The sequence below is a fragment of the Kitasatospora sp. NPDC058048 genome, assembly GCF_042885555.1.
GTDB lineage: Bacteria > Actinomycetota > Actinomycetes > Streptomycetales > Streptomycetaceae > Kitasatospora > Kitasatospora lactacystinica.
In genome coordinates this window covers 83,064-108,922 of sequence record NZ_JBHVRT010000034.1, presented here as the reverse complement: position 1 = coordinate 108,922, position 25,859 = coordinate 83,064, and the positions used below count along the sequence as shown (strand labels likewise).

Annotated in this window: 26 protein-coding genes and 1 riboswitch; of the genes, 16 read left to right on the top strand and 10 right to left on the bottom strand. The window is 74.9% G+C overall.

Going from position 1 to position 25,859, the window contains the following annotated elements; translation table 11 throughout:
- Positions 1 to 97 precede the first annotated feature (97 nt).
- Entirely contained in the window at positions 98 to 946 is an 849-nt protein-coding gene (locus ACFVVA_RS30350) for a M23 family metallopeptidase (protein WP_359897907.1), read from the bottom strand.
- 12 nt (positions 947 to 958) lie between these two features.
- Positions 959 to 1,117: riboswitch (cyclic di-AMP (ydaO/yuaA leader) on the bottom strand.
- A gap of 209 nt (positions 1,118 to 1,326) precedes the next feature.
- Between ACFVVA_RS30350 and ACFVVA_RS30345 the strand changes: the two genes are divergently transcribed.
- From ACFVVA_RS30345 to ACFVVA_RS30295, 11 genes are all read left to right on the top strand, one after another.
- Positions 1,327 to 1,617, top strand: a complete 291-nt coding sequence (locus ACFVVA_RS30345; RefSeq protein WP_359897908.1) for a YiaA/YiaB family inner membrane protein — start codon at positions 1,327 to 1,329, stop codon at positions 1,615 to 1,617.
- A gap of 140 nt (positions 1,618 to 1,757) precedes the next feature.
- A complete protein-coding gene (locus ACFVVA_RS30340) occupies positions 1,758 to 2,585 on the top strand; it encodes an alpha/beta fold hydrolase (RefSeq protein WP_387693956.1) in 828 nt (275 codons plus the stop codon).
- Between the two features lie 80 nt (positions 2,586 to 2,665).
- On the top strand, positions 2,666 to 3,232 hold the full coding sequence (locus ACFVVA_RS30335) for a TetR/AcrR family transcriptional regulator (RefSeq protein ID WP_387693955.1): 567 nt from the start codon (positions 2,666 to 2,668) through the stop codon (positions 3,230 to 3,232).
- A 227-nt stretch (positions 3,233 to 3,459) separates the two neighbouring features.
- Positions 3,460 to 5,679, top strand: coding sequence for a SpoIIE family protein phosphatase (locus ACFVVA_RS30330; protein ID WP_387693954.1), 2,220 nt, complete (start codon positions 3,460 to 3,462; stop codon positions 5,677 to 5,679).
- A 232-nt stretch (positions 5,680 to 5,911) separates the two neighbouring features.
- Positions 5,912 to 7,177 carry a sensor histidine kinase gene (locus ACFVVA_RS30325; RefSeq protein WP_387693960.1) on the top strand — a complete coding sequence of 422 codons (1,266 nt, stop codon included), beginning with the start codon at positions 5,912 to 5,914 and terminating at the stop codon, positions 7,175 to 7,177.
- Entirely contained in the window at positions 7,161 to 7,574 is a 414-nt protein-coding gene (locus tag ACFVVA_RS30320) for a roadblock/LC7 domain-containing protein (RefSeq protein WP_359897914.1), read from the top strand. The genes ACFVVA_RS30325 and ACFVVA_RS30320 overlap by 17 nt, the downstream gene beginning before the upstream one ends.
- On the top strand, positions 7,571 to 7,918 hold the full coding sequence (locus tag ACFVVA_RS30315; RefSeq protein ID WP_359897915.1) for a DUF742 domain-containing protein: 348 nt from the start codon (positions 7,571 to 7,573) through the stop codon (positions 7,916 to 7,918). The genes ACFVVA_RS30320 and ACFVVA_RS30315 overlap by 4 nt, the downstream gene beginning before the upstream one ends.
- The gene (locus tag ACFVVA_RS30310; protein ID WP_380354874.1) at positions 7,896 to 8,549 is read left to right on the top strand and encodes an ATP/GTP-binding protein; all 654 of its coding nucleotides are present in this window, start codon (positions 7,896 to 7,898) and stop codon (positions 8,547 to 8,549) included. The genes ACFVVA_RS30315 and ACFVVA_RS30310 overlap by 23 nt, the downstream gene beginning before the upstream one ends.
- On the top strand, positions 8,546 to 10,009 hold the full coding sequence (locus ACFVVA_RS30305; RefSeq protein WP_387693953.1) for a cytochrome P450: 1,464 nt from the start codon (positions 8,546 to 8,548) through the stop codon (positions 10,007 to 10,009). The genes ACFVVA_RS30310 and ACFVVA_RS30305 overlap by 4 nt, the downstream gene beginning before the upstream one ends.
- Entirely contained in the window at positions 9,898 to 11,094 is a 1,197-nt protein-coding gene (locus ACFVVA_RS30300; protein WP_387693959.1) for a cytochrome P450, read from the top strand. Before ACFVVA_RS30305 ends, ACFVVA_RS30300 begins: the two co-directional genes overlap by 112 nt.
- 43 nt (positions 11,095 to 11,137) lie before the next feature.
- Entirely contained in the window at positions 11,138 to 11,398 is a 261-nt protein-coding gene (locus ACFVVA_RS30295) for a hypothetical protein (protein ID WP_387693952.1), read from the top strand.
- 175 nt (positions 11,399 to 11,573) lie between these two features.
- On the opposite strand, the gene ACFVVA_RS30290 is transcribed toward ACFVVA_RS30295, so the two are convergent.
- Both ACFVVA_RS30290 and ACFVVA_RS30285 read right to left on the bottom strand, forming a co-directional pair.
- Positions 11,574 to 12,398 carry an isocitrate lyase/phosphoenolpyruvate mutase family protein gene (locus ACFVVA_RS30290; protein WP_387693951.1) on the bottom strand — a complete coding sequence of 275 codons (825 nt, stop codon included), beginning with the start codon at positions 12,396 to 12,398 and terminating at the stop codon, positions 11,574 to 11,576.
- Entirely contained in the window at positions 12,395 to 12,895 is a 501-nt protein-coding gene (locus ACFVVA_RS30285) for a carboxymuconolactone decarboxylase family protein (protein ID WP_387693950.1), read from the bottom strand. The genes ACFVVA_RS30290 and ACFVVA_RS30285 overlap by 4 nt, the downstream gene beginning before the upstream one ends.
- 216 nt (positions 12,896 to 13,111) lie before the next feature.
- Between ACFVVA_RS30285 and ACFVVA_RS30280 the strand changes: the two genes are divergently transcribed.
- The 4 genes from ACFVVA_RS30280 to ACFVVA_RS30265 all read left to right on the top strand — a co-directional run bounded on the left by ACFVVA_RS30280 (position 13,112) and on the right by ACFVVA_RS30265 (position 16,147).
- Positions 13,112 to 13,894 carry an NRDE family protein gene (locus ACFVVA_RS30280; protein ID WP_387693949.1) on the top strand — a complete coding sequence of 261 codons (783 nt, stop codon included), beginning with the start codon at positions 13,112 to 13,114 and terminating at the stop codon, positions 13,892 to 13,894.
- Positions 13,895 to 14,003: 109 nt separating this feature from the next.
- Positions 14,004 to 14,222 (top strand): hypothetical protein, encoded by a 219-nt coding sequence (locus tag ACFVVA_RS30275; RefSeq protein ID WP_380547324.1) that lies wholly within the window; start codon positions 14,004 to 14,006, stop codon positions 14,220 to 14,222.
- A gap of 98 nt (positions 14,223 to 14,320) precedes the next feature.
- Positions 14,321 to 15,244 (top strand): undecaprenyl-diphosphate phosphatase, encoded by a 924-nt coding sequence (locus ACFVVA_RS30270; RefSeq protein WP_387693948.1) that lies wholly within the window; start codon positions 14,321 to 14,323, stop codon positions 15,242 to 15,244.
- Positions 15,245 to 15,382: 138 nt separating this feature from the next.
- Entirely contained in the window at positions 15,383 to 16,147 is a 765-nt protein-coding gene (locus tag ACFVVA_RS30265; RefSeq protein WP_387693947.1) for a glucose 1-dehydrogenase, read from the top strand.
- 45 nt (positions 16,148 to 16,192) lie between these two features.
- Here ACFVVA_RS30265 and ACFVVA_RS30260 read toward each other — a convergent pair whose 3' ends face one another.
- Positions 16,193 to 17,113, bottom strand: a complete 921-nt coding sequence (locus ACFVVA_RS30260; RefSeq protein ID WP_387693946.1) for a sigma-70 family RNA polymerase sigma factor — start codon at positions 17,111 to 17,113, stop codon at positions 16,193 to 16,195.
- A gap of 164 nt (positions 17,114 to 17,277) precedes the next feature.
- On the opposite strand from ACFVVA_RS30260, the gene ACFVVA_RS30255 reads away from it, so the two are divergent.
- The gene (locus ACFVVA_RS30255) at positions 17,278 to 18,720 is read left to right on the top strand and encodes a PLP-dependent aminotransferase family protein (protein ID WP_387693945.1); all 1,443 of its coding nucleotides are present in this window, start codon (positions 17,278 to 17,280) and stop codon (positions 18,718 to 18,720) included.
- Positions 18,721 to 18,807: 87 nt separating this feature from the next.
- Here ACFVVA_RS30255 and ACFVVA_RS30250 read toward each other — a convergent pair whose 3' ends face one another.
- The 6 genes from ACFVVA_RS30250 to ACFVVA_RS30225 all read right to left on the bottom strand — a co-directional run bounded on the left by ACFVVA_RS30250 (position 18,808) and on the right by ACFVVA_RS30225 (position 25,728).
- Positions 18,808 to 18,996: a DUF6126 family protein gene (locus tag ACFVVA_RS30250; RefSeq protein WP_359897927.1), complete on the bottom strand. Its 189-nt coding sequence runs from the start codon at positions 18,994 to 18,996 to the stop codon at positions 18,808 to 18,810.
- A 32-nt stretch (positions 18,997 to 19,028) separates the two neighbouring features.
- Positions 19,029 to 19,664, bottom strand: coding sequence for an XRE family transcriptional regulator (locus tag ACFVVA_RS30245; RefSeq protein ID WP_359897928.1), 636 nt, complete (start codon positions 19,662 to 19,664; stop codon positions 19,029 to 19,031).
- Between the two features lie 83 nt (positions 19,665 to 19,747).
- The gene (locus tag ACFVVA_RS30240) at positions 19,748 to 21,460 is read right to left on the bottom strand and encodes a pyruvate dehydrogenase (protein WP_387693957.1); all 1,713 of its coding nucleotides are present in this window, start codon (positions 21,458 to 21,460) and stop codon (positions 19,748 to 19,750) included.
- 118 nt (positions 21,461 to 21,578) lie between these two features.
- Positions 21,579 to 23,984: a glycoside hydrolase family 65 protein gene (locus ACFVVA_RS30235; RefSeq protein WP_387693944.1), complete on the bottom strand. Its 2,406-nt coding sequence runs from the start codon at positions 23,982 to 23,984 to the stop codon at positions 21,579 to 21,581.
- A gap of 73 nt (positions 23,985 to 24,057) precedes the next feature.
- On the bottom strand, positions 24,058 to 24,807 hold the full coding sequence (locus ACFVVA_RS30230) for an HAD family hydrolase (RefSeq protein ID WP_387693943.1): 750 nt from the start codon (positions 24,805 to 24,807) through the stop codon (positions 24,058 to 24,060).
- Positions 24,808 to 24,927: 120 nt separating this feature from the next.
- The gene (locus ACFVVA_RS30225) at positions 24,928 to 25,728 is read right to left on the bottom strand and encodes a VOC family protein (protein ID WP_387693942.1); all 801 of its coding nucleotides are present in this window, start codon (positions 25,726 to 25,728) and stop codon (positions 24,928 to 24,930) included.
- Positions 25,729 to 25,859 lie beyond the last annotated feature (131 nt).

Genomic DNA, 25,859 nt, shown 5'->3' with positions numbered 1-25,859 from the left:
GAGCCGCTGCTCCGGGCCGGGGCCTTCTCGCGTGCGCGTCGGGTTTCTCGCGCCGGTGCGCGGGCCTCTCGCGGGTGCGCCGGGTTTCTCGCGCGGGTCAGGGGTTGAGGCCGCGCTGCTGGAGCCAGGGCTCCGGGTCGACCGGGGCGCCGCCGCCGGGGCGGACCTCCATGTGCAGGTGCGGCCCGGTGACGTTGCCGGTCGCGCCGACCTTGCCGATCTGCTGGCCGGGGGCGACCTTGCCGGAGCCCTTGGTGATCGAGGAGAGGTGGCAGTACCAGATCTCGGTGCCGTCGGGCAGGGTCTCGACGATCCGGTAGCCGTACGAGCCGGCCCAGCCGGCCGAGGTGATGGTGCCCTGGCCGAGCGCGTAGACCGGGGTGCCGGTGTCGGCGGCGAAGTCCAGGCCGGTGTGCAGGTTGGCCCAGTAGCGGGCGCTCTGACCGTAGTGGGCGGAGAGCCGGTAGTCCTTCACCGGGAGGGTGAGGGCGGCGGCCTTGACCCGCTCGGCCTCCTCGGCGGCGCGCTTGGCCTCGGCCTCCTTGGCGACGGCCTTGGCCTCCGCCTCCTGCGCGGCCTGGAGCCGGGCGGTCTCCTCGGCGGCGGTGCGCTGGCTGTCGGCCTGGTGCTGGATGCGGGCGGCGAGCGCGAGTCCGGGGTCGGCGGAGAGGGCGACCGGGGTCTCGTCCGGGGCCTCGACGGCGGGGGCGGCGGCCGGGGTCGCCGAGGCGAAGCCGGTGGCGCCCAGGGTGGCGGCGACGGCGGTGACGCCGAGCAGTGGGGAGGCTCCGCGGGTCTGACGCGGCATCCGGTGGCGGTTGGTCTCGACCTCCGCGGGGAAGTCCTCCGGGCCGAAGGCCTCGGGGCCGTCCGTGCCGGGGTGGTCGAGGAGCTGGGTACCGGCTGCGAAGCCGGCCGGGTGTGCCGGGGTGTGCGTCGACGCCACGGAGGCGCGCTCCTTTCCTTCCTTCGCGCCTACCGGGTTAGCTGACGGGTTCGGAGCAGGAAGGTCTCCTACGGCTGGGCCGGAGCCCCGCCGATTCACCCCAAGGAACGTGGTTCCCCGGCTCCCTGACCTGCCCGGAGGCGGGTCGGCGGGATTAGGCGACGGCGCACGGTGCCGTCTGGGTACGGCGTTGACAACCGCGCTGCGTTATCAAACGTTAATCCTAGGAGGCTCTGATTCCAAGCCATCCGTTCGGAGCAGCCTAGGGCAAAGTGATCGGACGTCAACGAACGACACCGGCGAACACCTCCCTCGCGCACGGCCCCATCTGAGTACTCCTACTCATGTGCGCCCCGTCCGGGCGGCCACATCCTGGCGCCATGAGCACATCGATGCAGACCCGCACCACGGCCGCGTACCACATCCAGGCCGTCCTCTCCTTCGCCCTGTCGGGCGTCGCCCTCGCCGTCGGGATCGCCTACCTGCCGGTCGGCGGATGGACCAGGGCCTTCCTCGGGATCGGCCTCCTCTACACCGTCACCTCGGCGTTCACGCTGGCGAAGGTGATCCGGGACCGGCAGGAGTCCAACGAGATGGTCACCCGGGTGGACCAGGCCAGGCTGGAGAAGCTGCTCAGCGAGCACGACCCGTTCAAGGTGGAGGGAGTCTGATCGCCTCTTCCACCCCTTCCGCTCCTTCCGCTCCATCCCTCACCCGGCCGTTCGCTTGACAGCTAAGGCTATTAGCCTTAGCTTTATGGCTATCGGCCCGCACGCCGATGCCCCGCACCGGCGGCCCGAGGAGGACCCCCATGAACGGCACCATCACCCCGAGCACCCAGTACCTGACCGTTCCCGGCGGCCGGATCGCCTTCGACGACACCCGGCAGGGCGACGGCACCCCCGTCGTCCTGCTCCCGGGCATGCTCGACAGCCGGGCCGCCTACCGGCACCTGCGCCCGCTGCTCGTCGCCGCCGGCCACCGCGTCGTCACCGTGGACCTGCGGGGCTTCGGCGAGTCCTCCGTCGAGTGGGACGACTACGGCCCGGCCGCCATCGCCGGCGACGTCCTCGCCCTGCTCGACCACCTCGGCATCGAGCGCGCCGTCCTCGCCGGGAACTCCTACACCGGGGCGACCGTCGTCAGGGCCGCCGGGGACGCGCCCGAGCGGGTCGCCGGGATCGTCCTGCTCAACGCCTTCGTCGAGAACCCGCCGCCGGGCGCCCTGATGCGCGGCGCCATGGGCCTGATGGGCGCCGCCCTCGTCCACTGGCCGGCCTCCTGGGGCTTCTACCTGCGCCGGATGGCCTTCCCGGGTGCCAAGCCCGCCGACTTCGACGCGTACGTGGACGGACTGGTCGCCGCGCTGCGCACCCCGGGGCGGAAGACCGCCACCCGCGGGTACGTCCACGGCGACTCGGCGCCGGTCGGCTGGACGGCCGCGGTGCGGTGCCCGGCGCTGGTGGTCATGGGCAGCAAGGACCCCGACTTCCCGAAGCCGGAGCTCGTCGCCGACCGGCAGGCCGCCGCGCTCGGCGCGCGCAAGGTGATGATCGAGGGGTCCGGGCACTACCCGATGGCCGACAACCCGACGGCCACCGCCGACGCCCTGCTGCCGTTCCTCGCCGAGCTCGGCTGAGCCCCGCCCGTCCCCACCGCCCGCTCCTGCCCGAACCCGCCCGATCCACCCGACGTCATCCGTACGGAGAGCCCGAACCCATGCCCCGCGTAGGACTGACCCCCGACCAGGTCGTCGACCACGCCCTCGCCCTCATCGACGAGCAGGGCTCCGAGGCCCTCACGCTGGCCTCCGTCGCCGCCCGGGCGGGGGTCGCCACTCCCTCGCTGTACAAGCACGTCAGCGGCGGCCTCGCCGAACTGCGGCTGCTGATCGCCGTACGGGTCACCGGGGACCTGGCCGACCGGCTGGCCGAGGCGGCCGTCGGGCGCAGCGGGGACGATGCCGTCGCCGCCGTGCTGCGCGCCTACCACGCGTACGCCACCGCGCACCCGCACCGCTACAACGCCCTCCCCCAGGCCCCGCAGCCCGACGACGACCTGGCCCGCGCGGGCGCCCGGCTCGTCGGCGTGATCATCGCCGTCCTGCGGGAGTACGGCCTCGACGGTTCCGAGGCGATCCACGCCGCCCGCACCGTCCGCTCCCTCGCCCACGGCTTCGCCTCCCTCACCACCGCCGGCGGCTTCCGGCTGGCCGAGGACCTCGCCACCACCCACGACCGCCTCATCACCACCCTCACCACCGGCCTCCGCGCCTGGCCCGCGTAGGAGGCCGGCCCGCACGGACCGGAGGGCGGCACCGCCCGCGCGCGGACAGCCCGGCCGGACCGGCTTCCCGCGCCGGGCCGCGCCCGGACAGCCGCCGGCGCGGACGGCCACCTCTCCGGTGCCGGTGCCGGTGCCGATGCCGATGCCGGTGCCGGTGCGACGGCCCGGTCCCCGTTCACCTCTTGAGGAACCATTCACCGCTTGGGGAAATGGGGTATTAAGGGTCAGTGCCCCTGGAGCCCGCCGACAGTCCGACCGCGCGCAGTGCGATGCGCTGCGTGCGCCTGCTGCTCGGCTGCACCAGCGCCGCCGAGCTGCTCGGCACCGTACTGGCCGAGGGCCCGAGCTGGATCACCGGCGAGGGGTCCGCGCTGTACCTGCTGGACTCCACCGGGATGCTCCGGCTGACCGCCTCGCACGGGCTGCCGGACTGGGCGCACGAGCGCTACGGCGTGGTCGATCCGGCCGGGGAGCTGCCCGCCGCGATGGCCCTGCGGCTGCGCCGCCCGTACCTGCTCAGCCCCGAGCACACCAGCGTCGACTACCCGAACGCGAACGCCGGTCTGGGCACCGGGATGGTCGCCGTGATCGCCCTGCCGATGGTCGTGGACGAGCGGCCGATCGGGGTGCTCGCCCTCGCGCTGGCCCACCGGGGCACCGTCCCGCGCCGCGACCTGGACGTCCTGGAGACCGTCGCCGAGGCCTGCGCCCACCGGCTCTCGCACCTGCTGGACCACGCCGACGCCCATCTGCCGCACGGCACCCGCGCACCCTACGGCGTCCGGTTGCCCGAGGGTCCGCGGGCGGCGGACGGCCACCCGGCCGGGCCGGCCCACCCGCTGCTGTCGCTGGCGGTGCGGGCCGCCGGGCACGGCGCCTTCGAGCGCGACCTGGTCACCGGCGAGAGCTACTGGGACGCCGAGGCGTTCCGGGTGACCGGCCGCCCGGCCGCCCCGGACGGCGCCGCCCCCGAGCTGGACCGGCTGGTCCACCCGGAGGACCTGCCGGACGTGCAGGCCGCGCTCGCCGAGGCGCTGGCCACCGGGGGCCGCTACCGGATCGGCTACCGGGTGCTGCGGCCCGGCGGCCGGCCCGCCCGGGTCGAGGAGTCCGGCGAGGTGATGCTGGACGTGCACGGGCGGCCGGTGCGGATCGCCGGGCTGCTGGCCGAGGCCGGCTACCGGGAGCAGCCGCCGGCCGAGGAGCGGAACTCCCCGGCCGCCGCCCGGACGGCACTGCTGCTGACGCTCACCCGGGCGCTGTCCCGGGCGGTGACCGTCCGGGACGTCACCACGGCCGTCACCGACGTCGCCCGTCCGGCGCTCGGCGCCGCCGGCATCGTCCTGGACCTGGTGGACGCGGGCCGGCTGCTGCCCGTCTCGCACACCGTGTACGGGGGCCCGCGCCGCACCGAACTCACCCGGCTGGCGGACCTGTCCGAGGGCGTGATGCAGCGGTCGCTGGCCCGCTCCGCCCCGCTGTTCAGCGAACCCTCGGCGGCCCGTTCCCGGCGCGATCCGCTCGCCCCGGCCGCCTGGGCGGTGCTGCCGCTGGTCGCCTCCGGGCAGCAGGTGGGCTCCTGCCTGATCACCTTCGCCGCCGAGCGGGTGTTCAGCCGCGAGGACCGGACCCTGTACTCGGCCTTCGCCGGCATCCTGGCGCAGTCCCTGGAGCGGGCCCGGCTGTACGACACCCACCACCACCGGGCCTCCGAGCTGCAGCGGGCGATGCTCCCGCGCACCCTGCCCCGGCTGTCCGGGATCGCCACTGCCGCCCGCTACCTGCCGAGCACCGAGGGCATGCAGATCGGTGGCGACTGGTACGACCTGCTGCGTCTGCCGGAGGGCCGGATCGGGCTGGTGATCGGCGACGTCCAGGGCCACAACGCCGAGGCCACCGCGGTGATGGGCCAACTGCGCAGCGGGCTGCGGGCGTACGCGACGGACGGGCACGACCCGGCCGCCACCCTGACCCGCACCAGCCGGCTGCTGGCCGAGCTGGACACCGAGCTGTTCGCGACCTGCCTCTACCTGACCCTGGATCCGGCGGACGGCGCGCTGACCGCCGCCCGGGCCGGGCACCCGGCGCCGGTGCGGATCACCGCCGACGCCGCGGCCGTCGAGCTGGAGCTGCCGGGCGGGCCGCCGCTGGGGGTGGACCCGGAGCAGCCGTACCCGCTGGCGGTGGAGCGGCTGGCGGTCGGGGAGACGCTGCTGGCGTACACCGACGGGCTGGTCGAGGACCGCGAGGAGGACTACGACGAGTCGGTGCAGCGGATGCTCGGCGGGCTCGAACTGTGGGCGCGGCAGACGGGTCCGGGGCGGATCGGCCCGGCACCGGCGCTGGAGCGGCTGGCCGATCTGCTCACCCTGAACGTGACCGAGCGGCGGTCCCGGCCGGACGACGTGGCTCTGCTGCTCCTGCACCGGACGACGCCCCTTCCGTAACACCGTGCACACGGGCCCCACACATCGCGGAACGCGATCCGGCCGTCGGGCTCGATTCCGGCGTTCCCACCGGTGCCGGCCGGGCTGCTCCCCTGGCTCGTCAGGCGCAGGGATCGGGGTCGAACGAGTGCCGATTGGCGCCGAATTGACTCGATATTGACGAGATCCGGTCACTTGGCGAGATCCGTTCACACCTTCGTAGGATCATCACCCTAGAATTCGCGGCGTGACGATGACTCAGTGGTCCGTAACGGCAACCGGCGTACTCGCCGTCCTCGCCCTCGTGGCCACCGCGCGGTACCGCGCCGTGTCCGTCACCCAGCGCCGCCGCGCCGACCGGCTGCACGGCGAACTCGCCGCCCTCCAGGAGCAACTGGCCGCCGAACTCTCCCGCCGCGGCGAGGACCTCGCCGCCGTCCAGCAGGAGCAGGAACACACCGCCTCCACCCAGCGGGCCTTCCTCAGCGTCGCCCGCCGGATCCTGGTGATGGCCCACGACCAGCAGGCGCTGCTGGACGAGATGGAGCGCACCCACGACGACCCGGCCCTGCTGGAGGGCCTGCTCAAGGCCGACCACGCCGCCGCCCAACAGGCCCGGCTGGCCCAGACCCTGGCCGTGCTGTGCGGCGCGCGGGCCGGACGGCACTGGCCGGAACCGGTCCCCCTGGAGGACGTCGTCCGCGGCGCCCAGTCGCGCATCCTGCCGTTCCAGCGCGTGGTGGTGCGCAGCCGGACCGAGACCGCGGTGGTCGGCGCCGCCGCCGAGGCGCTGATCCACGCGATCGCCGAACTGCTGGACAACGCCACCCGCTACTCCCCGCCCAGCACCCAGGTGTTCGTCACCCTGATGCCGGTGCACAACGGCGCCGTCATCGAGATCGACGACGGCGGCGTCGGCATGCCGGAACAGGCCGTGGTCAAGGCCGCGGCCGCACTGGCCGGCGGCAGCACCCTGGAGGTCTCCCGGCTGGGCGAGGTCCCGCAACTGGGCCTGGCCGCGGTCGGCCGGCTCGCCGAGCAGTACGGCTTCCGGGTCACGCTCAGCTCGGCGCCCTCGCCGTACGGCGGCGTGCGCGTGGTCCTGCTGCTGCCCAACGCGCTGCTCACCGAGCCGCTGCCGCCCACCGTCCCCGGCCTCGGGCCGGACGACCGGGCGTTCAACCCCGGCCCCCGACCGGCCTCCCCCGTCGGTCACCCCCTGCTGGAGACCCCGCCGTCCGGCCGGCACGCCGCCACCGGCGACACCCCGCCCCCGCTGCCCCGCCGGAGCCACCGGCGCGGCCGCACGGGCCGCCCCGCCCAGCACGCCGCTCCCCCACCGCAGCCCGCGCCGCCCTACCGCTCGGCCCGGGACGCGCAGGCGTTCATGGCGATGTTCCAGGCCGGGACCGCCAGCGGCCGTACCGCCGCCCGGGCCCAGGCCCAGTCCGACCCTTCCCTTCCCGCTTCCCCCCGACTTCCCCAGCGCTCCGGAGAGTTCCATGACCACCACCCCTGATCTCGGCTGGCTGCTCGCCGACATCATCGCCGTCCCGCAGGTCCAGCACGCCGTCGTCGTCTCCAACGACGGCCTGGAGATCGGCCGCAGCGCCGGCATCGCCCGCGACGACGCCGAACGGCTCGCCGCCGCCTGCTCCGGACTGCAGTCGCTGGCCCGCGGCGTCGCGACGGGCTTCGGCGGGCCGGGCAGCGCCACCCGCCAGATCATCATCGAGTACGGCGGCGGCTACCTCTTCGTCGTCGCCGCCGGGGCCGGCGCGCACCTGGCCGTGGTGACCAGCGAGGCGGTCGACGCCGGCCTGGTCGCCTACCAGATGCAGGTCCTGGTCGAGCGGATCGGCACCCACCTCACCAGCCCGCCGCGCGTCGACCACGCGGCGGGGGGCCACCGGTGAGCGGCCCGGTCCGGCCGTACGTCATCACCGGTGGGCGCAGCCGCTCCACCCGGGCCGAGCTGGCCCTGGAGAGCCTGGTCAGCGCGTTACCCGACCCGCCGGACCTGCCCGAGCACCCGCTGCTGAACCGCGAGCACCGGCGCATCCTCGACCTCTGCCACAGCCTGCTGTCCATCGCCGAGGTGGCGGCCCACCTGGGGCTGCCGCTCGGCGTCGTCAAGGTGCTGGTCGGAGACCTGTGGGACCTCGGCGCCGTGCAGGTGCTCCCGCCCGTCCCGCAGGCCGAACGCCTGCCCGCAACCCTCCTGGAGGAGGTGCTCGTTGGCCTCCGCCAACTCCGCTGAAGCCGTCCCCGACGCCCCGGACGCAACCGACGCGGCCGGTGCCGCCGACGGACCGCAGTACCTGCCCTCCTCGGTGCAGGGCGCGGTCAAGATCCTGGTCACCGGTCCGTTCGGGGTGGGCAAGACCACCCTGGTCGGCTCGCTGAGCGAGATCACCCCGCTGCGCACCGAGGAGACCATGACCGCCGCCAGCGCGGGCATCGACGACCTCACCGGGCGCCCCGGCAAGACCACCACCACGGTGGCGCTGGACTTCGGCCGGATCACGCTCAACTCGCGGCTCGCGCTGTACCTGTTCGGCACGCCCGGGCAGCAGCGGTTCTGGCCGCTCTGGGACGACCTGTCGCGCGGCGCGCTCGGCGCCATCGCCATGGTCGACCTGCGCCGCCCGGACGAGAGCTTCGACGTGCTCGGCCGGCTGGAGGAGCAGCGCATCCCGTTCGCGGTCGCGGTCAACACCTTCCCGGACACCCCGGGTTACCCGGAGGAGGAACTGCGCTCGGCGCTGGACCTGCTGCCGGAGGTGCCGATCCTGCACTGCGACGCACGCGACCGCCGGCAGTCCTACGACCTGCTGATCGACTTCGTCGACCACCTGCACCGCAGCTCGATCCTGGAGCTCCAGGGATGACCACCCCCGAACCCCCCGGCGCCGCCGGGTGCCCGGTCGCCCACGGCACCGGCCTGCCCGGCGGACTGCCCGTGGGCGTCCCGCTGACGCCGCTGTACGGCCCGGCCGTCGCCGAGGACCCGCACGGCCTGTACGCCCGGCTGCGCGAGCGCTACGGGCCGGTCGCCCCCATCGAGCTGGAGCCCGGGGTCGAGGCCTGGCTCGTCCTCGGCTACGCCGAGCTGCTCGAACTCACCCGCAACGAGGCGCTGTTCTCCAAGGACTCGCGCCGCTGGCGGGTGCCCGCCGAGGGCCGGCTGGCGGCCGACTCCCGGCTGCTGCCGATGACCTCCTGGCGGCCCACCCTGCTCAACCTGGACGGCGCCGAGCACCAGCGGCTGCGCTGCGCCGTCTCGGACACCCTCGCCCAGATCGACCACCGCCAGCTGCGCGGCACCACCGAGGCCGCCGCCAACGGGCTGATCGACGGCTGGGGCCCGGACGGCACCGCCGACCTGGTCGCCCAGTACGCGCGCCGGCTGCCGCTGCTGGTCTTCACCCAGCTGCTCGGCCTGCCCGCCGACGCCGGCCCGCACCTCATCCGGCTGATCCACCACATCGCCGACAGCGGCGCCGAATCGGTGCGCGCCAACCAGGAGTTCCAGGCGGTCCTGGTCGACCTGGTGCGGCGCCGCCGGGCCACGCCCAGCGCCGACCTCACCTCCTGGCTGCTGGCCCACCCGGCCGCGCTGACCGACGAGGAGGCGGTGCACCACCTGGTGGTGATGATGGTCGCCGGGAACGAGACCACCATCTGCTGGACCGGGAACACCCTGCGGCTGCTGCTCACCGACCGGCGCTTCCGGGCCACCCTCACCGGCGGACGGCTGACCGTCTCCGACGCGCTGGAGGAGGTGCTCTGGCGCGACCCGCCGACGCAGAACTTCCCCGGCCGCTGGGCCACCGGCGACACCGTGCTCGGCGGCCAGTACATCAGCGCCGGCGACATGCTCGTCCTCGGCCTGGCCGCGGCCAACGCCGACCCGGCCGCGCAGGGCGTGTCCGCCGCCGCCCAGGGCTCGCTCGGCGGCAACCGGGCGCACCTGGCGTGGGGCGCGGGCCGGCACGTCTGCCCGGCCCAGCACCCGGCCAGGATCATCGTCGAGACCGCCGTCGAGACCCTGCTGCACCGTCTCCCCGACCTCCAACTGGCCGTACCGGCAGGAGAGCTGACCTGGCGCCCGTCCCCGTGGTCCCGGGCCCTGACCGCCCTCCCGGTGCTCTACAGCGCCTTCACCCCGCCCCGCCCGCCAGCCCCCGAGAGGCCCGCATGGACACCACCACCGACGCCGGAACCCGCGCCGAGCCCATCAGACTCGACCCCTTCGGCCGCGACCAGCACGGCGAGAACGCCCGACTCCGCGCGGCCGGCCCCGCGGTCCTGGTGGAGCTCCCTGGCGGGGTGGTGGTCTGGGCGGTAACCCACCACGACACCCTCCAGTCGCTGCTGGCCGACCCCCGGGTCGGCAAGGACGCCCGGCTCTGGAACACCTTCCGGGAGGGGCGGCTGCCGGAGGGCTGGCCGCTGCTCAACTTCATCGCCGTCCCCGGCATGGTCACCGCCGACGGCGAGGACCACCGGCGGCTGCGCGGGCTGGTCTCGCAGGCCTTCACCCCGCGCCGGATCGCCGACCTGGCCCCCGCCGTCGAGGCCCGGACGATCGCGCTGCTCGACGAGGTCGCGAAGCTGGAGGGCGCGTTCGACCTGCGGCGGCACTTCGCCTACCCGCTGCCGATGCAGGTGATCGGCGAACTGCTCGGCCTCGCGCTGGAGCAGCAGGACGAACTGCACGAGCTCTCCGACACCATGGTCTCCAGCTCGGCCACCCCGGCGGCGGCCCTGGCCGCGCAGCGGGGCCTGAACGCGCTGCTGGCCTCGGTGGTGGCGGCCAAGCGGGCCGAGCCCGGCAACGACCTGACCAGCGACCTGATCGCGGTCCGCGAGGCCGGCCACCCCCTCGACCGGCAGCGGCTCAGCGAGGCCGAGCTGGTCGGCACCCTGCTGCTGATGCTGGTCGCCGGGCACGAGACCACGCTCAACCTGATCACCAACGCCGTCCGCGCCCTGCTCGCGCACCCGGACCAGCTGCGGCTCGTCCTGGACGGGGAACAGCCGTGGTCGGCGGTGGTCGAGGAGACCCTGCGCTTCGACTCCCCGGTCGGGCAGTTCCCGCTGCGCTACGCGGCCGAGGACATCGCGGTCGGCGACGTGGTGATCCGGCGCGGCGAGGCGCTGCTGGCCTCGTACGCGGCGGCCGGGCGGGACTCCGGGCACTACCCGGACGCGGACCGCTTCGACCTGACCCGGCAGCCCGCCAAGCACCTGTCGCTCGGCCACGGCCCGCACTTCTGCCTCGGCTCCGGGCTCGCCCGGCTGGAGGCCGAGACGGCGCTGCGGCACCTGTTCGCCCGCTTCCCCGGGCTGGCCCCGGCGCAGGGGCGGACGAACGAGCCGATCGCCTCGTTCGTCAGCAACAGCGTGCGCACCCTGTGGGTGACGGTCTGAGCCGGCCGGTTACCTGAGGGCGGTCCGGGTCGTTCGCCAGGGCATGAAGAAACTCGCCACCCTGGCCGCCCTCACCATGGCGGGCCTCGCCCTCGCCGTCCCGGCGGCCTCCGCCACCACCCAGACCGCCTCCTCCCCGGACGTCACCGGCGGGCTCACCGACGGGCTCGAAGTCTCTCCCGCCGACCTCGCCCTGAGGACCGTGGGCACGCTCCCGCTGGTCGGCAAGCCGGCCAACGAGATCGAGGCGATCGGGACCAACCAGCTGGACCACCCGGGGCTCAGCGGGCACGTCCTCAACTGATCGACCGCCGATCAGGTGACCGGGCGGTCGGTGGCCGGGTGGCCGGGTGACCGGACGGCCCGGTGGCGCACCCGCCCGGCGACCGGCCCGTGGGCGGCCGGCCGACCCCCGAACGGTCGGCCGCCCACGGCACTCGACGGGCGACACCCGACGCGCGGCACCCGGGCCGCGGGGCTCAGCCCGCGGACAGCCGGTTGAGCTCCGGGTAGCTCAGCCCTTCGGCGAACGCGCCGAACGTGCCGCTCCCGTACACCTCCCGGGCGGCCCGGTGGACCGCCGCGTACGCCACCTCGGCCAGGCCCGGGCCCAGGCTGATCCGGGCCACGCCGAGCTTCGCGAGTTCGGCGACCGCCGGGGAGCCGGGACCGGCCAGCACGTTCAGCGGCGCCGGGACGGCCGCGACCAGGGCGGCGATGGTCTCCGGGTCGGCCACCCCGGGGACGAACACCCCGTCCGCGCCCGCCGCGACGTACGCCCGCAGCCGGTGCACCGCGTCGTCCAACCGGCCCTCCGGGGCGCCGATCCCGTGCAGGAAGACATCGGTGCGGGCGTTGACGAAGAGCGGCACGCCGGCCGCGTCCGCCGCGGCCCTGGCGGCCGCGATCCGCTCGGCGGCCTCCTCCGGGGGACGGCCCTCGTCCTCCAGGTTCACCCCGACGGCGCCGGTGGCGATCAGCGCGGCGACCGTCCCGCCGACGCCGGCGGCGGTGTCCGCGTAGCCGCCCTCCAGGTCCGCGGTGACCGGCAGGTCGACCGCGCGGACCACCTGGGCGGTCCGGGCCAGCACCTGCTCGGGGTCGGCGCCGCCGCCGTCCGCGCTGCCCAGCGACCAGGACACGCTCGCGCTGGCCGTCGCCACCGCCCGCGCCCCGGCGGCGGCCACCAGCCGGGCGCTCGGCACGTCCCAGGCGTTCGCCAGCACCAGCGGCTCGCCCGGGCGGTGCAGCTCGCGCAGCAGCCGGGCCCTCTCCCGCCCGACGGCGGGGTCCGCGGCGCTCACCTGGCGGCCGGGCTCATGCGGGTGGACACGCCGATCCGGTTCCAGGCGTTGATGGTGGCGATCAGCGCGATCAGCTGGGCCAGCTCGGTCTCGTCGAACTGCTCGGCGGCCTCCGCGTACACGGCGTCCGGCACGTGGCCCCGGGTCAGCAGGGTGACCGACTCGGTGAGGGCCAGGGCGGCGCGCTCGCGGGCGGTGAACCACGGGGTCTCGCGCCAGGCCGGCAGGGAGACCAGGCGGTGGTCCTGCTCGCCGTGCTTGCGGGCGTCGGTGGAGTGCATGTCGATGCAGAAGGCGCAGCCGTTGATCATCGACGCGTGCACCTTGACCAGCTCGGCGATCACCGGGTCGAGGCCCTCCCGGGAGGCCCGGTCCACGGCGATCATCGCCTGGTAGTAGGCGGGGGCGAGCTTGTGCATCAGCAGGCGCTGCTCGGGGGCGGGCACCGGGGCCCCGTGCGTGCCGGTCGTCACGGCCGTCGTCTCGTTCGTCGTCATGGCCGCCAGCCTAGGAGCGCGGTGGCCTGGCGTCCTGGTGCGTTCGGCCACCCGTTCCTTGGGCCACTTCCCGGGCACGTCCCGGCCACTTCCGGCTGCTTCCGGCTGCTTCCGGCTACTTCCGGCTACTTCCGGCGTACGAACGACCGTGCGAGGATCGCTGGCAGGGGATCGTCGGCAGGAGGTCGCCGAAGGTCGAGGTCAGGGGGCACGGTCGTGTGCACGGCGTTCGTCAGCATCGAGCCCGGAGCGGCCGTCCCGGTGCTGCTGCTGTCCGTCCGGGACGAGTACCTGGGCCGCGCCTGGCTGCCGCCCGGCCACCACTGGCCGGACCGTCCGGAACTGCTCGGCGGACTGGACCTCGCGGCCGGCGGCACCTGGCTGGCCGTCGACCCCGGCCGGCGCACCGCCGCCTGCCTGCTGAACGGCTTCGGCCCGCTCGCCCCCGCCGACGCCCGGCGCACCCGCGGCCGGCTGCCGCTCACCGCCCTCCGGGAGGGCGGGATCGGCCACCTCGACCTCACCCCGTACGACCCGTTCCACCTCGTCCTGGCCCGGGCCGACGGCGCCCGGGTGTTCAGCTGGGGCGGCGGGCGGCTGGAGGAGCGCGAACTGCCGTCCGGCCTGAGCGTGGTGCTCAACGACGGGCTGGAGGGCCTGGCGGCCGGCCGGACCGCCTCCGAGCGGATCCGCGCCCTGATGGCCGCGCGGGCCGCCCACTTCCGGTCCCGCTTCACCGCCGTGCCCCGGCCCGGACCGACCGCCGGCGGACCGGCCGAGGCGGCCTGGGGCGGGTGGCTGCCGATCGTCGCCGGGGACGGGCTGGCCCCGGACGCGGACGCCGCGCTCGTCCAGCGGCGGGACTTCGGCGACGGACGGATCTGGGGCTCCTCCTCGATCTCGCTGCTCGCGCTCGGACCGGACCTGCTGCGCTACGACTTCGCGGCCGCGCCGGTGGCCGCGGACGGGCCGGGGTGGCGGCGGGTCGCGGCAACCTGAGGAAGGACCGACGGCAGCCGGCCCCACGTCGGCGGCGGCGGAAAAGGACTTGCACCTGACGCTGCGGGAGGCGGCATCGTGGCGCGGGTCGAGCCCGAAGGAGACCGCCGTGACCCACCCGGACCCCGCGCCCCGCCCCCGCCCCCGTCTGCTCGCCGCGCTGACCGTCGCCCTGCCGCTGGCGGGCACACCGGCCGCGGTGACCGCCCTCGTGCTGTTCGGCGACGCCGCGCACCGGACCGTCCCGTCCGCCACCGTCCTGGCCTCCGTGGCGGCGGCGCTGATCGGTCATTTCGGCCCCGGTGTCGCGCAGCCGTACGGTCGGTGAACTTCCGACGGCGGGGTTGGCGAACGTCTACATGCCCGTAGTAGCTTCGCGACGGCCCCGGATCCGGGCGGCCACCGACCCCCGAGCGAAGGTGCGCGATGTCGACCCTGACCTACCCGGAAGCGATAGGCGTCGGCCTGCTCCAGGGCGTGACGGAACTCTTCCCGGTCTCCAGTCTCGGCCACAGCATCCTGCTGCCCGCCCTGGTCGGCGGAAGGATCCAGCACGACCTCGACATGACCGCCGAGGGCTCCTCGTACCTCGCCGCCCTGGTCGCCCTGCACCTGGCCACCGCGCTCGCGCTGGTGGTCTACTTCCGCAAGGACTGGGTCCGGGTGGTCGACGGGCTGTTCGGCTCGATCCGGCACCGCCGGGTGGAGACCCGCAACGAGCGGCTCGCCTGGCTGCTCGTCCTCTCCACCATCCCGGTCGGCGTGGCCGGCCTGGTGCTGGAGAAGGCCCTGCGCAACGCGCTCGGCAAGCCCGTCCCGGCCGCGGTCTTCCTCGCCCTCAACGGCCTCGTGCTGCTCGGCGCCGAGCGGCTCAAGCGCGGCGGCACCGGCCGCCGCCGGGCCGGACGCATCACCGCCGCCGCCGACGACGAGCCGGGCGCGGACCCGGCGATCGCCTCCGACCACCGGCTGACCCGGCTCGGCTACGGGCAGGGCGCCTGGATCGGCGCCGCGCAGATCCTCGCGCTGTTCCCCGGCATCAGCCGCTCCGGCGTCACCATGAGCGCCGGCATCCTGCGCGGACTGCACCACGAGGACGCGGCCCGGTTCTCCTTCCTGCTCGCCACCCCGGTCATCCTGGCCGCCTCGGTGCTGAAGGTGCCGGAGCTGTTCAAGCCGGAGAACTCCGGCGTGCTCGGCCCGGTCCTCGCGGGCAGCCTCGCCGCCTTCGTGGCCGGCTACGTCTCGGTGCGCTTCCTCACCAGGTACTTCGAGACCCGCAGCCTGACGCCGTTCGCGCTCTACTGCTTCCTGGCCGGCGTCGGCAGCGCGGTCTACCTGTCGCTCTGAGCCGTCCGGACCACCCCGGCCAGGGCCCGCGCCCCGGGCCGGGCGCCCGCCAACGGCACGAAGTTCGCCATGGGCGGCACGGTAGCGCGCGTGCGACAGTGGCCCGGGAAACGACGGCGAACAGGACGTGGAGGAAACGTGGTTGAGGAACAGGGCGGGCCGGCCCCGCTCACGGGGAAGGCGGCGGTCGTCACGGGCGGCTCGCGGGGCATCGGGCGGGCCGTCGTCCGGCGGCTGGCCCGCGACGGCGCGCAGGTCGTCCTCGGCTACGCCCACGACGAGCGGGCCGCCGCCGAGGTCGTCCGTGCCGTGGAGGCCGAGGGCGGCCGTGCCTGGGCGCTGCGGGCCGACCTCGGCGAGGCCGGTGCCGCCGAGCGGCTGATGGCCGAGGCCGAGGAGCGGCTCGGCGGACTGGACGTCCTGGTGAACAACGCCGCCGGCGCCTTCACCCCGACCCCGCTGGCCGAGCTGGACGACGCGGACCTCGACACCCTGTTCACGGTCAACACCCGCACCGCCTTCACCACCGTCCGCTACGCCGCCCGCCGGATGCGCGACGGCGGACGGATCGTCAACATCTCGACGGTGAACACCGTCCGGCCCGTCCCCGGCATCGCCGCGTACGCCGCCAGCAAGGGCGCCGTCGAGCAGCTCACCGCCGTGGCCGCCGTCGAACTGGGTCCGCGCGGGATCACCGTCAACACCGTCTCGCCCGGCGCCACCGACACCGACCTGCTGCGCGGCACCAACCCGCCCGAGGCCCTCGACCGCGTGGCCGGCCTCACCCCGCTGCGCCGCCTCGGCCGGCCCGAGGACATCGCCGACGTCGTGGCCTTCCTGGCCGGGCCCGAAGGGCGCTGGCTCACCGGACAGAACCTCCGGGCCGCGGGCGGGCTGGCCTGATCCCGGGACCGGGCCGCCCGGCAGCCCGCCGGGCGGCCCGACCGGTCACGCCGTGAGGCCCAGGGCGGCCAGGCGGACGGGATCGGTGAGGATGTCCAGCGCGGTGATGCGGCCCCCGTGGACGGTGAACGACATGACCGACAGCGGACGGCCCTCGGCGAAGGACACCACCCCGGGCGAGCCGTTGACCAGGACGATCCGGCCCTCGGCGGCGAAGCGGGCGAACGTGATCGCCTGCGAGGCGACGTCCGCCGCACCGCGGCGCAGCGCGCTCGGCACCAGCGTGCCGCCGTCCGACCGGGCCACCACGTCCGGGTCGAGCACGGTCAGCAGGGCGTCGAAGTCGCCGCCCCGGGCGGCGCTCAGGAAGGCCTCCACCACCGTGCGCTTGCGGGCGTTGTCGGAGTCCGCGGCCGGGGTGGCGCCCCGGACCCGGCGGCGGGCGCGGCTGGCCAGCTGCCGGGTGGAGGCGGAGGTGCGGCCCAGCACCTCGGCGATCCCGTCGAAGGGCACCTCGAACATGTCGTGCAGCACGAAGGCCACCCGCTCGGCCGGGGAGAGCGTCTCCAGCACCACCATCAGCGCGATCCCGACCGAGTCCGCGACCAGGACCTCGTGCACCGGGTCCAGCGCCGACAGCCCGCCGACCACCGGGTCCGGCAGCCGCACCCGGTCCTCCTGCTCGGGCATCGGGTCCTCCCGGCGGGAGGCGCGGGAGCGCAACTGGTCCAGGCAGACCCGGCCGACGACCGTGGTGAGCCAGGCCCCGAGGTTGCGCACCCCGCCCGCGTCACTGCGGCCCAGCTTCAGCCAGGCCTCCTGGACGGCGTCCTCGGCCTCGGCGATCGACCCGAGCATCCGGTAGGCCACCGCCCGCAGTTGGGGGCGCTCCGCCTCGAAACGCCGGGCCAGTTCGGCCAGTTCGGCAGGCTCGGCCGGTGCGGCCGGGGGGATTTCCTCGCTCACCCTGTCACATCCTCGCGTCGGGGTCCGTCGGTCCGGTGACGGACGCTAACCGACCGGGAGGACACCGTGACCACCCGCACCGCCCCCACCACCGTCGAGGAGCCCGCCGGCACCACCTGGCGACCCCCGGCACCCCGCCGCCCCGCCACGCGAGAATGGGGGCTGTGAGCACCTCCCGGACCACCTCCTGGACCACCTTCGGCGGCGACCTGCACCTGGACCTCACCGAGCGGCGGGCCGCCGGCGCCGGGCTGCGGGCCGCCCTGGAGGACGCGCTGCGCGAGGCCGTCCAGGACGGGCGGCTCGCCCCCGGCACCCGGCTGCCGTCCTCCCGGGCGCTCGGCGAGGACCTCGGGATCGCCCGCAACACCGTGGTCGAGGCGTACGGCCAGCTCACCGCGGAAGGCTGGCTCAGCTCCCGGCAGGGCTCCGGAACCACCGTCGCCCGACGGACCGCGCCGGAACCGCCCCAGGGCCGGCGGCCGGCCCCCCGACCGTCGCCGAGGCGCCCGACCGCCCGGTACGACCTGATGTCCGGACGGCCCGACCTCTCGCTCTTCCCCCGCACCGCCTGGCTCGCCGCCGCCCGCCGCGCCCTCGCCACCGCACCGCACGAGGCCCTCGACTACGGCAGCCCACTCGGCCGGATCGAACTGCGGCAGGCGCTCACCCACTACCTGGCCCGGGTCCGCGGCGTCCGCACCGACCCCGACCACCTGCTCGTCTGCACCGGCGTCACCCAGGGCCTCGGCCTGCTCTGCGCCGCCCTGCGGGAACGCGGCGCCCGCGCTCTGGCCGTCGAGGAGTACGGGCTGCCGCCGCAGCACGCGGTCGCCCGGGCCGCCGGGCTGGCCACCGCCCCGGTGCCGCTGGACGCGGACGGCGCCCTGGTCGACCGGCTCGACAGCCGGGCGGGCGCCGTCCTGCTCACCCCGGCCCACCAGTACCCCACCGGCGCGGCGCTCTCCGCCGACCGGCGGGCGGAGGCGGTGCGGTGGGCGCGGGAACACGACCGGTACGTCGTCGAGGACGACTACGACGGCGAGTTCCGCTACGACCGGCAGCCGCTCGGCGCCATGCAGGCGCTGGACCCGGAGCGGGTGGTGTACGCCGGAACGGCCGCCAAGAGCCTCGCACCGGGCCTGCGGCTGGCCTGGCTGGCCCTGCCGGACGCGCTGGTCGAGCCGGTCGCCCGGCTCAAGGCGCTGGCCGACACGATGTCCCCGGTGCTGGACCAGCTGACGCTGGCGGAACTGATCACCTCCGGCACCTACGACCGCCATGTGCGGCGCTGCCGCCTGCACTACCGGCGCCGGCGCGACCACCTGGTCTCGGCGCTCGCCGAACACGCCCCGCACGTCCGGGTCACCGGCATCGCGGCCGGCCTGCACGCCGTGCTCCAGCTGCCGCCCGGCTCCACCCCGGAAGCCGAACTCGTCGCCCGCGCCCAGCAGGCCGGCCTCTCCCTCGGCGGCCTCACCCGGCACCGCGTCACCCCGGCCACCGCCGAAGCCCCGCCCGCCCTGGTCATCGGCTACGCCACCCCGCCGGAGCACGCCTTCGCCGGGGCCGTCCGGGCCCTGTGCGAGCTGCTGCGCGGGGCCTGAGCGAGGTCGGTCGCGGGGCCGGTTCGGGGAGGGGGTCCGCCCGCCTCCCTCGGGGGTGGGGGGCGGGCGGACGGTCAGGGGTTCGAACTACTTGTTGCGGCTGCCCAGTTCGAACAGGAGGATGATGAAGCCGGCGAAGATGTGGATGCCGGCGGTGTAGATCACCAGGCGGTGGTAGACGCGCTTGTTGGCCCACTTGCCGGCGTCCATGGTCTTCGGACCCGCGGCGGTGTCAGCGGCACCGGCCGGGGTGGCGGTGGTGGTGGGATCGGCCATGGTGATCTCCTCCGGGGTGTTCTGACGGCTGGTCAGTGAACGGCGGCGGGGCCGCCGCCGAGGCAGAGTTCGCCGCCGGGGCTCTGCAGCAGGGTGTGGACGAAGAGCAGTTCGACGCCGCTGTCCGACTCCGCGGCGATGCAGTGCGGCGTGAGCGAGTCGTAGTGGGCGGAGTCGCCCACCCCGAGCTGGTGGACGCGGTCGCCGAGGGTGACCCGGAGCGCGCCCTTCAGGACGTACAACCACTCCTCGCCCGGGTGGACCCGGACCACCGAGTCCTGCACGCCCGGCGGGACGTGCACCCGCAGGGCCTGCATGGCGCGACCGGGGGCGCCGGCCCGCCGGTAGCCCCAGCCGCCGGCCCGGCCGGGCTCGATGGCGCCGCCGCGGACGATCGGGTCCGGCTCGGCGAGGGTCTCGCCGAGCAGGCCGGAGACCGAGGTCCCGTACGCGCGGGCGAGGCCGAGCAGGACGGGCAGCGAGGGCTGCCGTCGGCCGGTCTCCAGCCGGGACAGATAGGCTGGGGAGAGTCCGACCCGTCCGGCGGCCACCTCCAGCGTGAGGCGACTGCTGAGCCGGTGCTCACGGAGGCGGGCGGCGAGTCCGGCGACCTCCTGGTCGTCGAGCTGTTCGCCGGTCGTGGCGGCACCGGTGGAGCTGCTGGTCATGTGTCCAGTGGACACCCGGCGTGCCGCAGAGGCAAGAAATTTGCCTCAGAGGCAAGAGTCCCGAGGGGTCCGCGTCCCGGCGCTCACGGCCGCGGGATGTTCCGCAGATTGCTCCGGGCCAGGTCGACCATGCGCCCGACGCCGCCCGAGAGCACCGTCCGGCCCGCCGCCAGGGCGAAGCCCTTCAGCTGGGCGGCGGTGATGTGCGGCGGGATGGACAGCGCGTTGGGGTCGGTGACCACGTCCACCAGCGCCGGGCCCGGCCGCTCCAGCGCCTCCGCCAGCGCCTCCCGGACCCGGGCCGGCTCGGTGACCCGCTTGGCCTGGATGCCCATCGCCCGGGCGATCCCGGCGTAGTCCACGTCCCCGTTGTCGATCTCGGACTCCGGGTAGCCGGAGACCAGCATCTCCAGCTTGATCATGCCCAGTGCGCCGTTGTTGAAGACCACCGTCTTCACCGGCAGCCGGTGCTTGGCCACCGTGAGCAGCTCGCCGAGCAGCATGCCGATCCCGCCGTCGCCCGCCATCGCGACCACCTGCCGCCCCGGACAGGCGAGCTGGGCGCCGATCGCGTGCGGGAGGGCGTTGGCCATCGAGCCGTGCAGGAAGGAGCCGATCACCCGGCGGCGGCCGTTGGGCTGGAGGTAGCGGGCGGCCCAGACGTTGTTCATGCCGGTGTCCACGGTGAACACCGCGTCCTCGGCGGCCACCTCGTCCAGCACCGAGGCGACGTACTCGGGGTGGATCGGCAGGTGCTTCTCGATGTCCCGGGTGTACGCGCCGACCACGTCCTCCAGCGCCCGGCAGTGCTTGCGCAGCATCCCGTCCAGGAAGGCGCGGTCCCGGGTGGCGTCCAGCAGCGGCAGCACGGCCCGCAGGGTGGCGGCCACGTCGCCGTGGACGGCCAGGTCGAGCGGGGTGCGGCGGCCGAGCCGGGTGGCATCGTGGTCGACCTGGACGGTGTGCGCCTGCGGCAGGAAGGAGTCGTACGGAAAGTCGGTGCCGAGCAGCAGCACCAGGTCGGCGGAGTGCAGCGCCTCGTGGCAGGCGCCGTAGCCGAGCAGTCCGCTCATGCCGACGTCGTACGGGTTGTCGAACTGGATCCACTCCTTGCCGCGCAGGGAGTGGCCGATCGGCGCGTTCAGGGCCTGCGCGGCCGCCATCACCTCGGCGTGCGCCGCACGCACCCCGGCGCCGCAGAACAGGACCACCTTGCGGGCCGCGTTGAGCAGCCGGGCCAGCTCCTGCACCTGGGACCAGGGCGGCGCGGCGACGGCCTCCTCGGTGAGGAAGTGGCTGGTGCCGGTGGGTGCGGCGGCCGGGAGCGCGGCGACGTCCCCGGGGAAGGCGAGCACCGAGACGCCGTGCGAGCCCAGCGCGTGCTGGACGGCGACCCGCAGCAGGCGGGGCAGCTGGGCGGGGGTGGAGAGCATCTCGCACCAGTTGCTGCAGTCGGTGAACACCCGCTCGGGATGGGTCTCCTGGAAGAAGCCGGTGCCGATCTGCCCGGACGGGATGTGGGAGGCGAGCGCGAGCACGGGCAGGCCGCTGCGCTGGGCGTCGTACAGGCCCTGGATCAGGTGGGTGTTGCCGGGGCCGCAGGACCCGGCGCAGACCGCGAGCCGGCCGGAGAGTTCGGCCTCGGCGGCGGCCGCGAAGGCGCCGGCCTCCTCGTTGCGCACGTGCACCCAGCTGATGCCGTCGGCCCGGCGGATCGCGTCCACGACGGGGTTGAGGCTGTCTCCGACGACGCCGTAGACCCGCTCCACCCCGGCCTGCCGGAGCACTTCCACCATCTGTTCGGCCACGCTCACCACGGCTGTGCTCCTTCGGTCGCCACGGGACACCTGCACCCTCCGCCGGGGAGGTGGCGGGCGCAGCCGGGGCGGGCCGAAGGAGTGAGCGGGGTACGGGCTACTCGGCCGCCAGGTGGTCCTGCTGGCCGAGCTTGCCGGCCGCGAGGCCGGCCTGGGGCTGGCGGCGGCCGGGTTCGCGGCCCGGGGGCTGGGCGACCCGCTCCTGCGCGGGCGGGACGGTGGTCGCCAGGGTGACCGGGGAACCGGACTCGACCTGCACCGCCTCGCCGTCGTGCCGCAGGTGGAGGACCTCGCCGCGGCGCAGCGTGTACGTCGTGCGCTCATGGGTGATCTCGACGCCGAGCAGGTGCCCGCGCACCAGCAGCGAGAAGCTCAGCCGCATCAGCCCGGACGGCAGCCGCGGCCGGAACGAGAGCGTCTCGCTGTGGTCGCGCAGCCCGCCGAAGCCGGCCACCAGGGCGATGCAGGCCCCGGCGAGCGAGGCCATGTGCAGGCCGTCCCGGGTGTTGCCGCCGAGGTCGTGCAGGTCCATCAGCGCCGCCTCGGCCGTGTAGTCGTAGGCGAGGTCGAGCTGGCCCACCTCGGCGGCGATGACCGCCTGGGTGCAGGCGGAGAGCGAGGAGTCCCGGACGGTCAGCCGCTCGTAGTAGGCGAAGTTGCGGGCCTTCTGCTCGTCGGTGAAGGCGTCGCCTCGGACCTGCATGGCGAGCACCAGGTCGGCCTGCTTGACCACCTGCTTGCGGTACAGGTCGAAGTACGGGAAGTGCAGCAGCAGCGGGTACTTCTCCGGCGGGGTCCGCTCGAAGTCCCAGACCTGGTGGTGGGTGAAGCCGTCGGCCTGCGGGTGGACGCCGAGGTCCTCGTCGTACGGGATGTACATCGCGGCGGCCGCGTCGCGCCAGGCGGCGGTCTCCTCGGTGTCCACGCCGAGCAGCGAGGCCTCGTGCGGGTGGCGGACGGCGGCCTCGGCGGCGGCCCGCAGGTTGCTCTGCGCCATCAGGTTGGTGAAGACGTTGTTGTCCGCGACGGCGCTGTACTCGTCGGGGCCGGTGACGCCCTCGATGCGGAACCTCCCGGACACGTCGTGGTGGCCGAGCGAGCGCCACATCCGGGCGGTCTCGACGAGCAGTTCGAGCCCGTACTCGCGCTCGAACTCGGCGTCGCCGGTGGCCCGGACGTAGCGGGCGACGGCGGCGGCGATGTCGGCGCCGATGTGGAAGGCCGCGGTGCCGGCCGGCCAGTACCCGGAGCACTCCTCGCCGCGGATCGTCCGCCACGGGAACACCGCGCCGGACAGGCCGAGTTGGACGGCCCGCTCGCGGGCCAGCGGCAGGGTGGTGTGCCGCCAGCGCAGGGCCTGGTTGACGGCGGCGGGCAGGCAGTAGGTGAGCACCGGCAGGACGAAGGTCTCGGTGTCCCAGAAGCTGTGCCCGTCGTAGCCGGGCCCGGTCAGGCCCTTGGCGGGGATGGCCCGCTCCTCGCTGCGGGCGCCCGCCTGCAGGACGTGGAAGACGGCGAACCGGACGGCCTGCTGGAGCTCGACGTCGCCCTCGATCGCGATGTCGCTGGTCGCCCAGAACTCCTCGAGGAACGCGGCCTGTTCGGCGACCAGCCCGTCCCAGCCGGTGTAGCGGGCGGCGGTCAGCGCGGCCTCCACCTGGTCCCGGACGGCGGGCAGCGAGCGGGTGCCGGACCAGCCGTAGGCGATGAACTTGGTCAGCCGCAGCCGCTGGCCGGCCTTGAGCACGGTGGTAGCGCTGATCCGGCAGTGGTCGGCCTCGGACTCGGCGACGGTGTCGGACTTCTCCGGGCCCTCGATGATGTGGTCCATCCCGGCCGCGACCCGGATGCCGCTGTAGCGGGTGCGGTGCACCAGAACGGCCTTGGTGGCGCTGGCGTGGTGCGCCTCGGGCTGCAGCGGCGCCTCCATCACCGCGGCGGCCCGCGGGTCGCCCTCGGGACCGCCGGGCAGCTGCTCGTTGGCGACCAGCTCGGACTGGAGCACGATCCGCACCGGGCCGTCCACCGCCTCGACGCTGTACTCGACGGCGGCGATCGCGCGCTGGGTGAGCGAGACCAGCCGGGAGGAGCGCACCTTGATCGTCCGCCCGGCCGGGGAGGTCCACTCGGCCTCGCGGTGCAGCAGGCCCTCGCGGAAGTCCAACCAGCGCTTGTGGCTGACGAGTTCGCCGTAGCGCAGGTCGAAGGGCTCGTCGTCCACCAGCAGCCGGATGATCTTGCCGTTGGTCACGTTGATGACGCTCTGGCTGGACTCCGGGTAGCCGTAGCCGCCCTCGCCGTACGGCAGCGGGCGCAGCTCGAAGACACCGTTGAGGTAGGTGCCGGGCAGGCCGTGCGGCTCGCCCTCGTCCAGGTTGGCGCGCAGGCCGATGTGCCCGTTGGACAGCGCGAAGACGGACTCGGCGCGGGCCATCGAGGCCAGGTCGAGGCCCTGTTCGGTGATCTGCCACGGGTCGATCGCGAAGTTGTCCCCGGGGCTCATGCGCCCACCTCGCTGCGCTCGGCAGGGGCATTCGCCCACACGCGCCTCTCGATGATTCGCTCGCTGCGCTCGCTCACGCTCCCCCCTCCCCCAGGAACTCGGAGAGGTCCTGGACGACCACGGTCGCGCCGTCCCGGCGCAGTTCGGCGGCCTGGCCGGTGCGGTCCACCCCGACCACCGCGCCGAAGCCGCCGGCCCGGCCGGAGGCGACCCCGGCGAGCGCGTCCTCGAAGACCGCGGCGCGGGCGGGTTCGACGCCGAGGGCGCGGGCGGCGTACAGGTAGGTGTCGGGGGCGGGCTTGCCGGGCAGGCCCTCGGCCTTGGCGACGTTGCCGTCCACGATCACCTCGAACAGCTCCTCGATCCCGGCCGCCCGCAGCACGTCGCGGCAGTTGGCGCTGGAGGAGACCACGGCGCTGGGCAGCCCGGCCGCGCGCAGCCGGTGCACATAGTCCACCGAGCCCTGGTACGGCTGGACGCCCCGCTCCCGGATCAGCCGCAGCACGGTGTCGTTCTTGGCCCGGCTGATCCCTTGCACGGTACGGGAGTTGGGCGGGTCCTCCGGGGTGCCCTCGGGCAGTTCGATGCCCCGGGCGAGCAGGAACGCGCGGGTGCCGTCCAGGCGCGGGCGGCCGTCCACGTAGGTGTCGTAGTCGGTGACGGCGTCGAAGGGGACGAACTGCCCGCCGGTGCGGGCGGCTTCGGCGCGCAGGAAGGCGTCGAAGGTGTCCTTCCAGGCCGCGGCGTGCACCTTCGCGGTCTGGGTGAGCACCCCGTCGAGGTCGAAGAGGAAAGCACGGATGTCGTCCGGTAGCCCCAGCATGGGTGCAGTCTTACCCGGGAACGGGGGGAAGCCGCCCATTTCCCGGCGGCGCGTCGCGGGAAGGGCGGCTTCCGGCGGCCCGGCCGGGCCGGGGTGGGACCGGGACGGGACCGCACGGGGTTACGGCGAGTCGGGCATCTGCGCCTCGGGCGGCTCGACGACCGCGAAGACCGCGCCCTGCGGGTCCTGGACCACCGCCATCCGGCCGGACTGCATGTCGAAGGCCGGCTGGATCACCGAGCCGCCGGCCTTGACCAGGGCGTCCACCGTGGAGTCGGCGCTGTCCACCGAGAAGTAGGTCATCCAGTGCGAGGGCGTGCCGGGCGCCAGGTAGCCGGGGATCGCCTGCATGCCGCCCACCGTGCGCTCGCCGACGTTGAGCGAGAAGTAGCCGTCCATGCCCTGGATGGTGGCCGGGCGCAGCCCGAGGGCCGGCTGGTAGAAGCTGCCGGCCGTCCCGGTGTCGGCGGTGTTGAGCTCGTTCCAGACCAGCGCGCCGGGCTCGTTGACCACGCCCGCGCCGATGAAGTCCATCGCCTGCCAGACCCCGAACACCGCGCCGGTCGGGTCGGCGGCGACCAGCATCCGCCCGATCGTGCCGACGTCCATCGGGTCGTACAGGACGGTGCCGCCGGCCTCCGTGATGGAGGTCCGGGCCGCGTCGGCGTCGTCCGAGGCGAGGTAGGTGGTCCAGGCGACGGGCGGCACGGGCTGGCCCTCGGGCGCCATCTGCGCCATGATCCCGGCGACCGGCCGGCCGTTGAGCAGGCACACGGCGTAGCCGCCGAATTCGGCCGGGCCGACCTCGCCCTGCCAGCCGAACAGGTCGCGGTAGAAGTCGAGCGCGGCCTGCTGGTCGCTCGCCATCAGGTCGACCCAGCACGGGGTGCCGGGCGTGTACGGATCGGTGACTACGGGCATTGCTGGGCCTCCCGGAGGCGGTGGTGGCCGGCTGTGGTGGTCGGGACGGTCGGGCCGTCGTCCGGGCCGGGCCGGGTGGGGGGGGGGGCCCCGCCCCCCCACGCCGGGGGACCCCCCCCCCCACCCCCCCC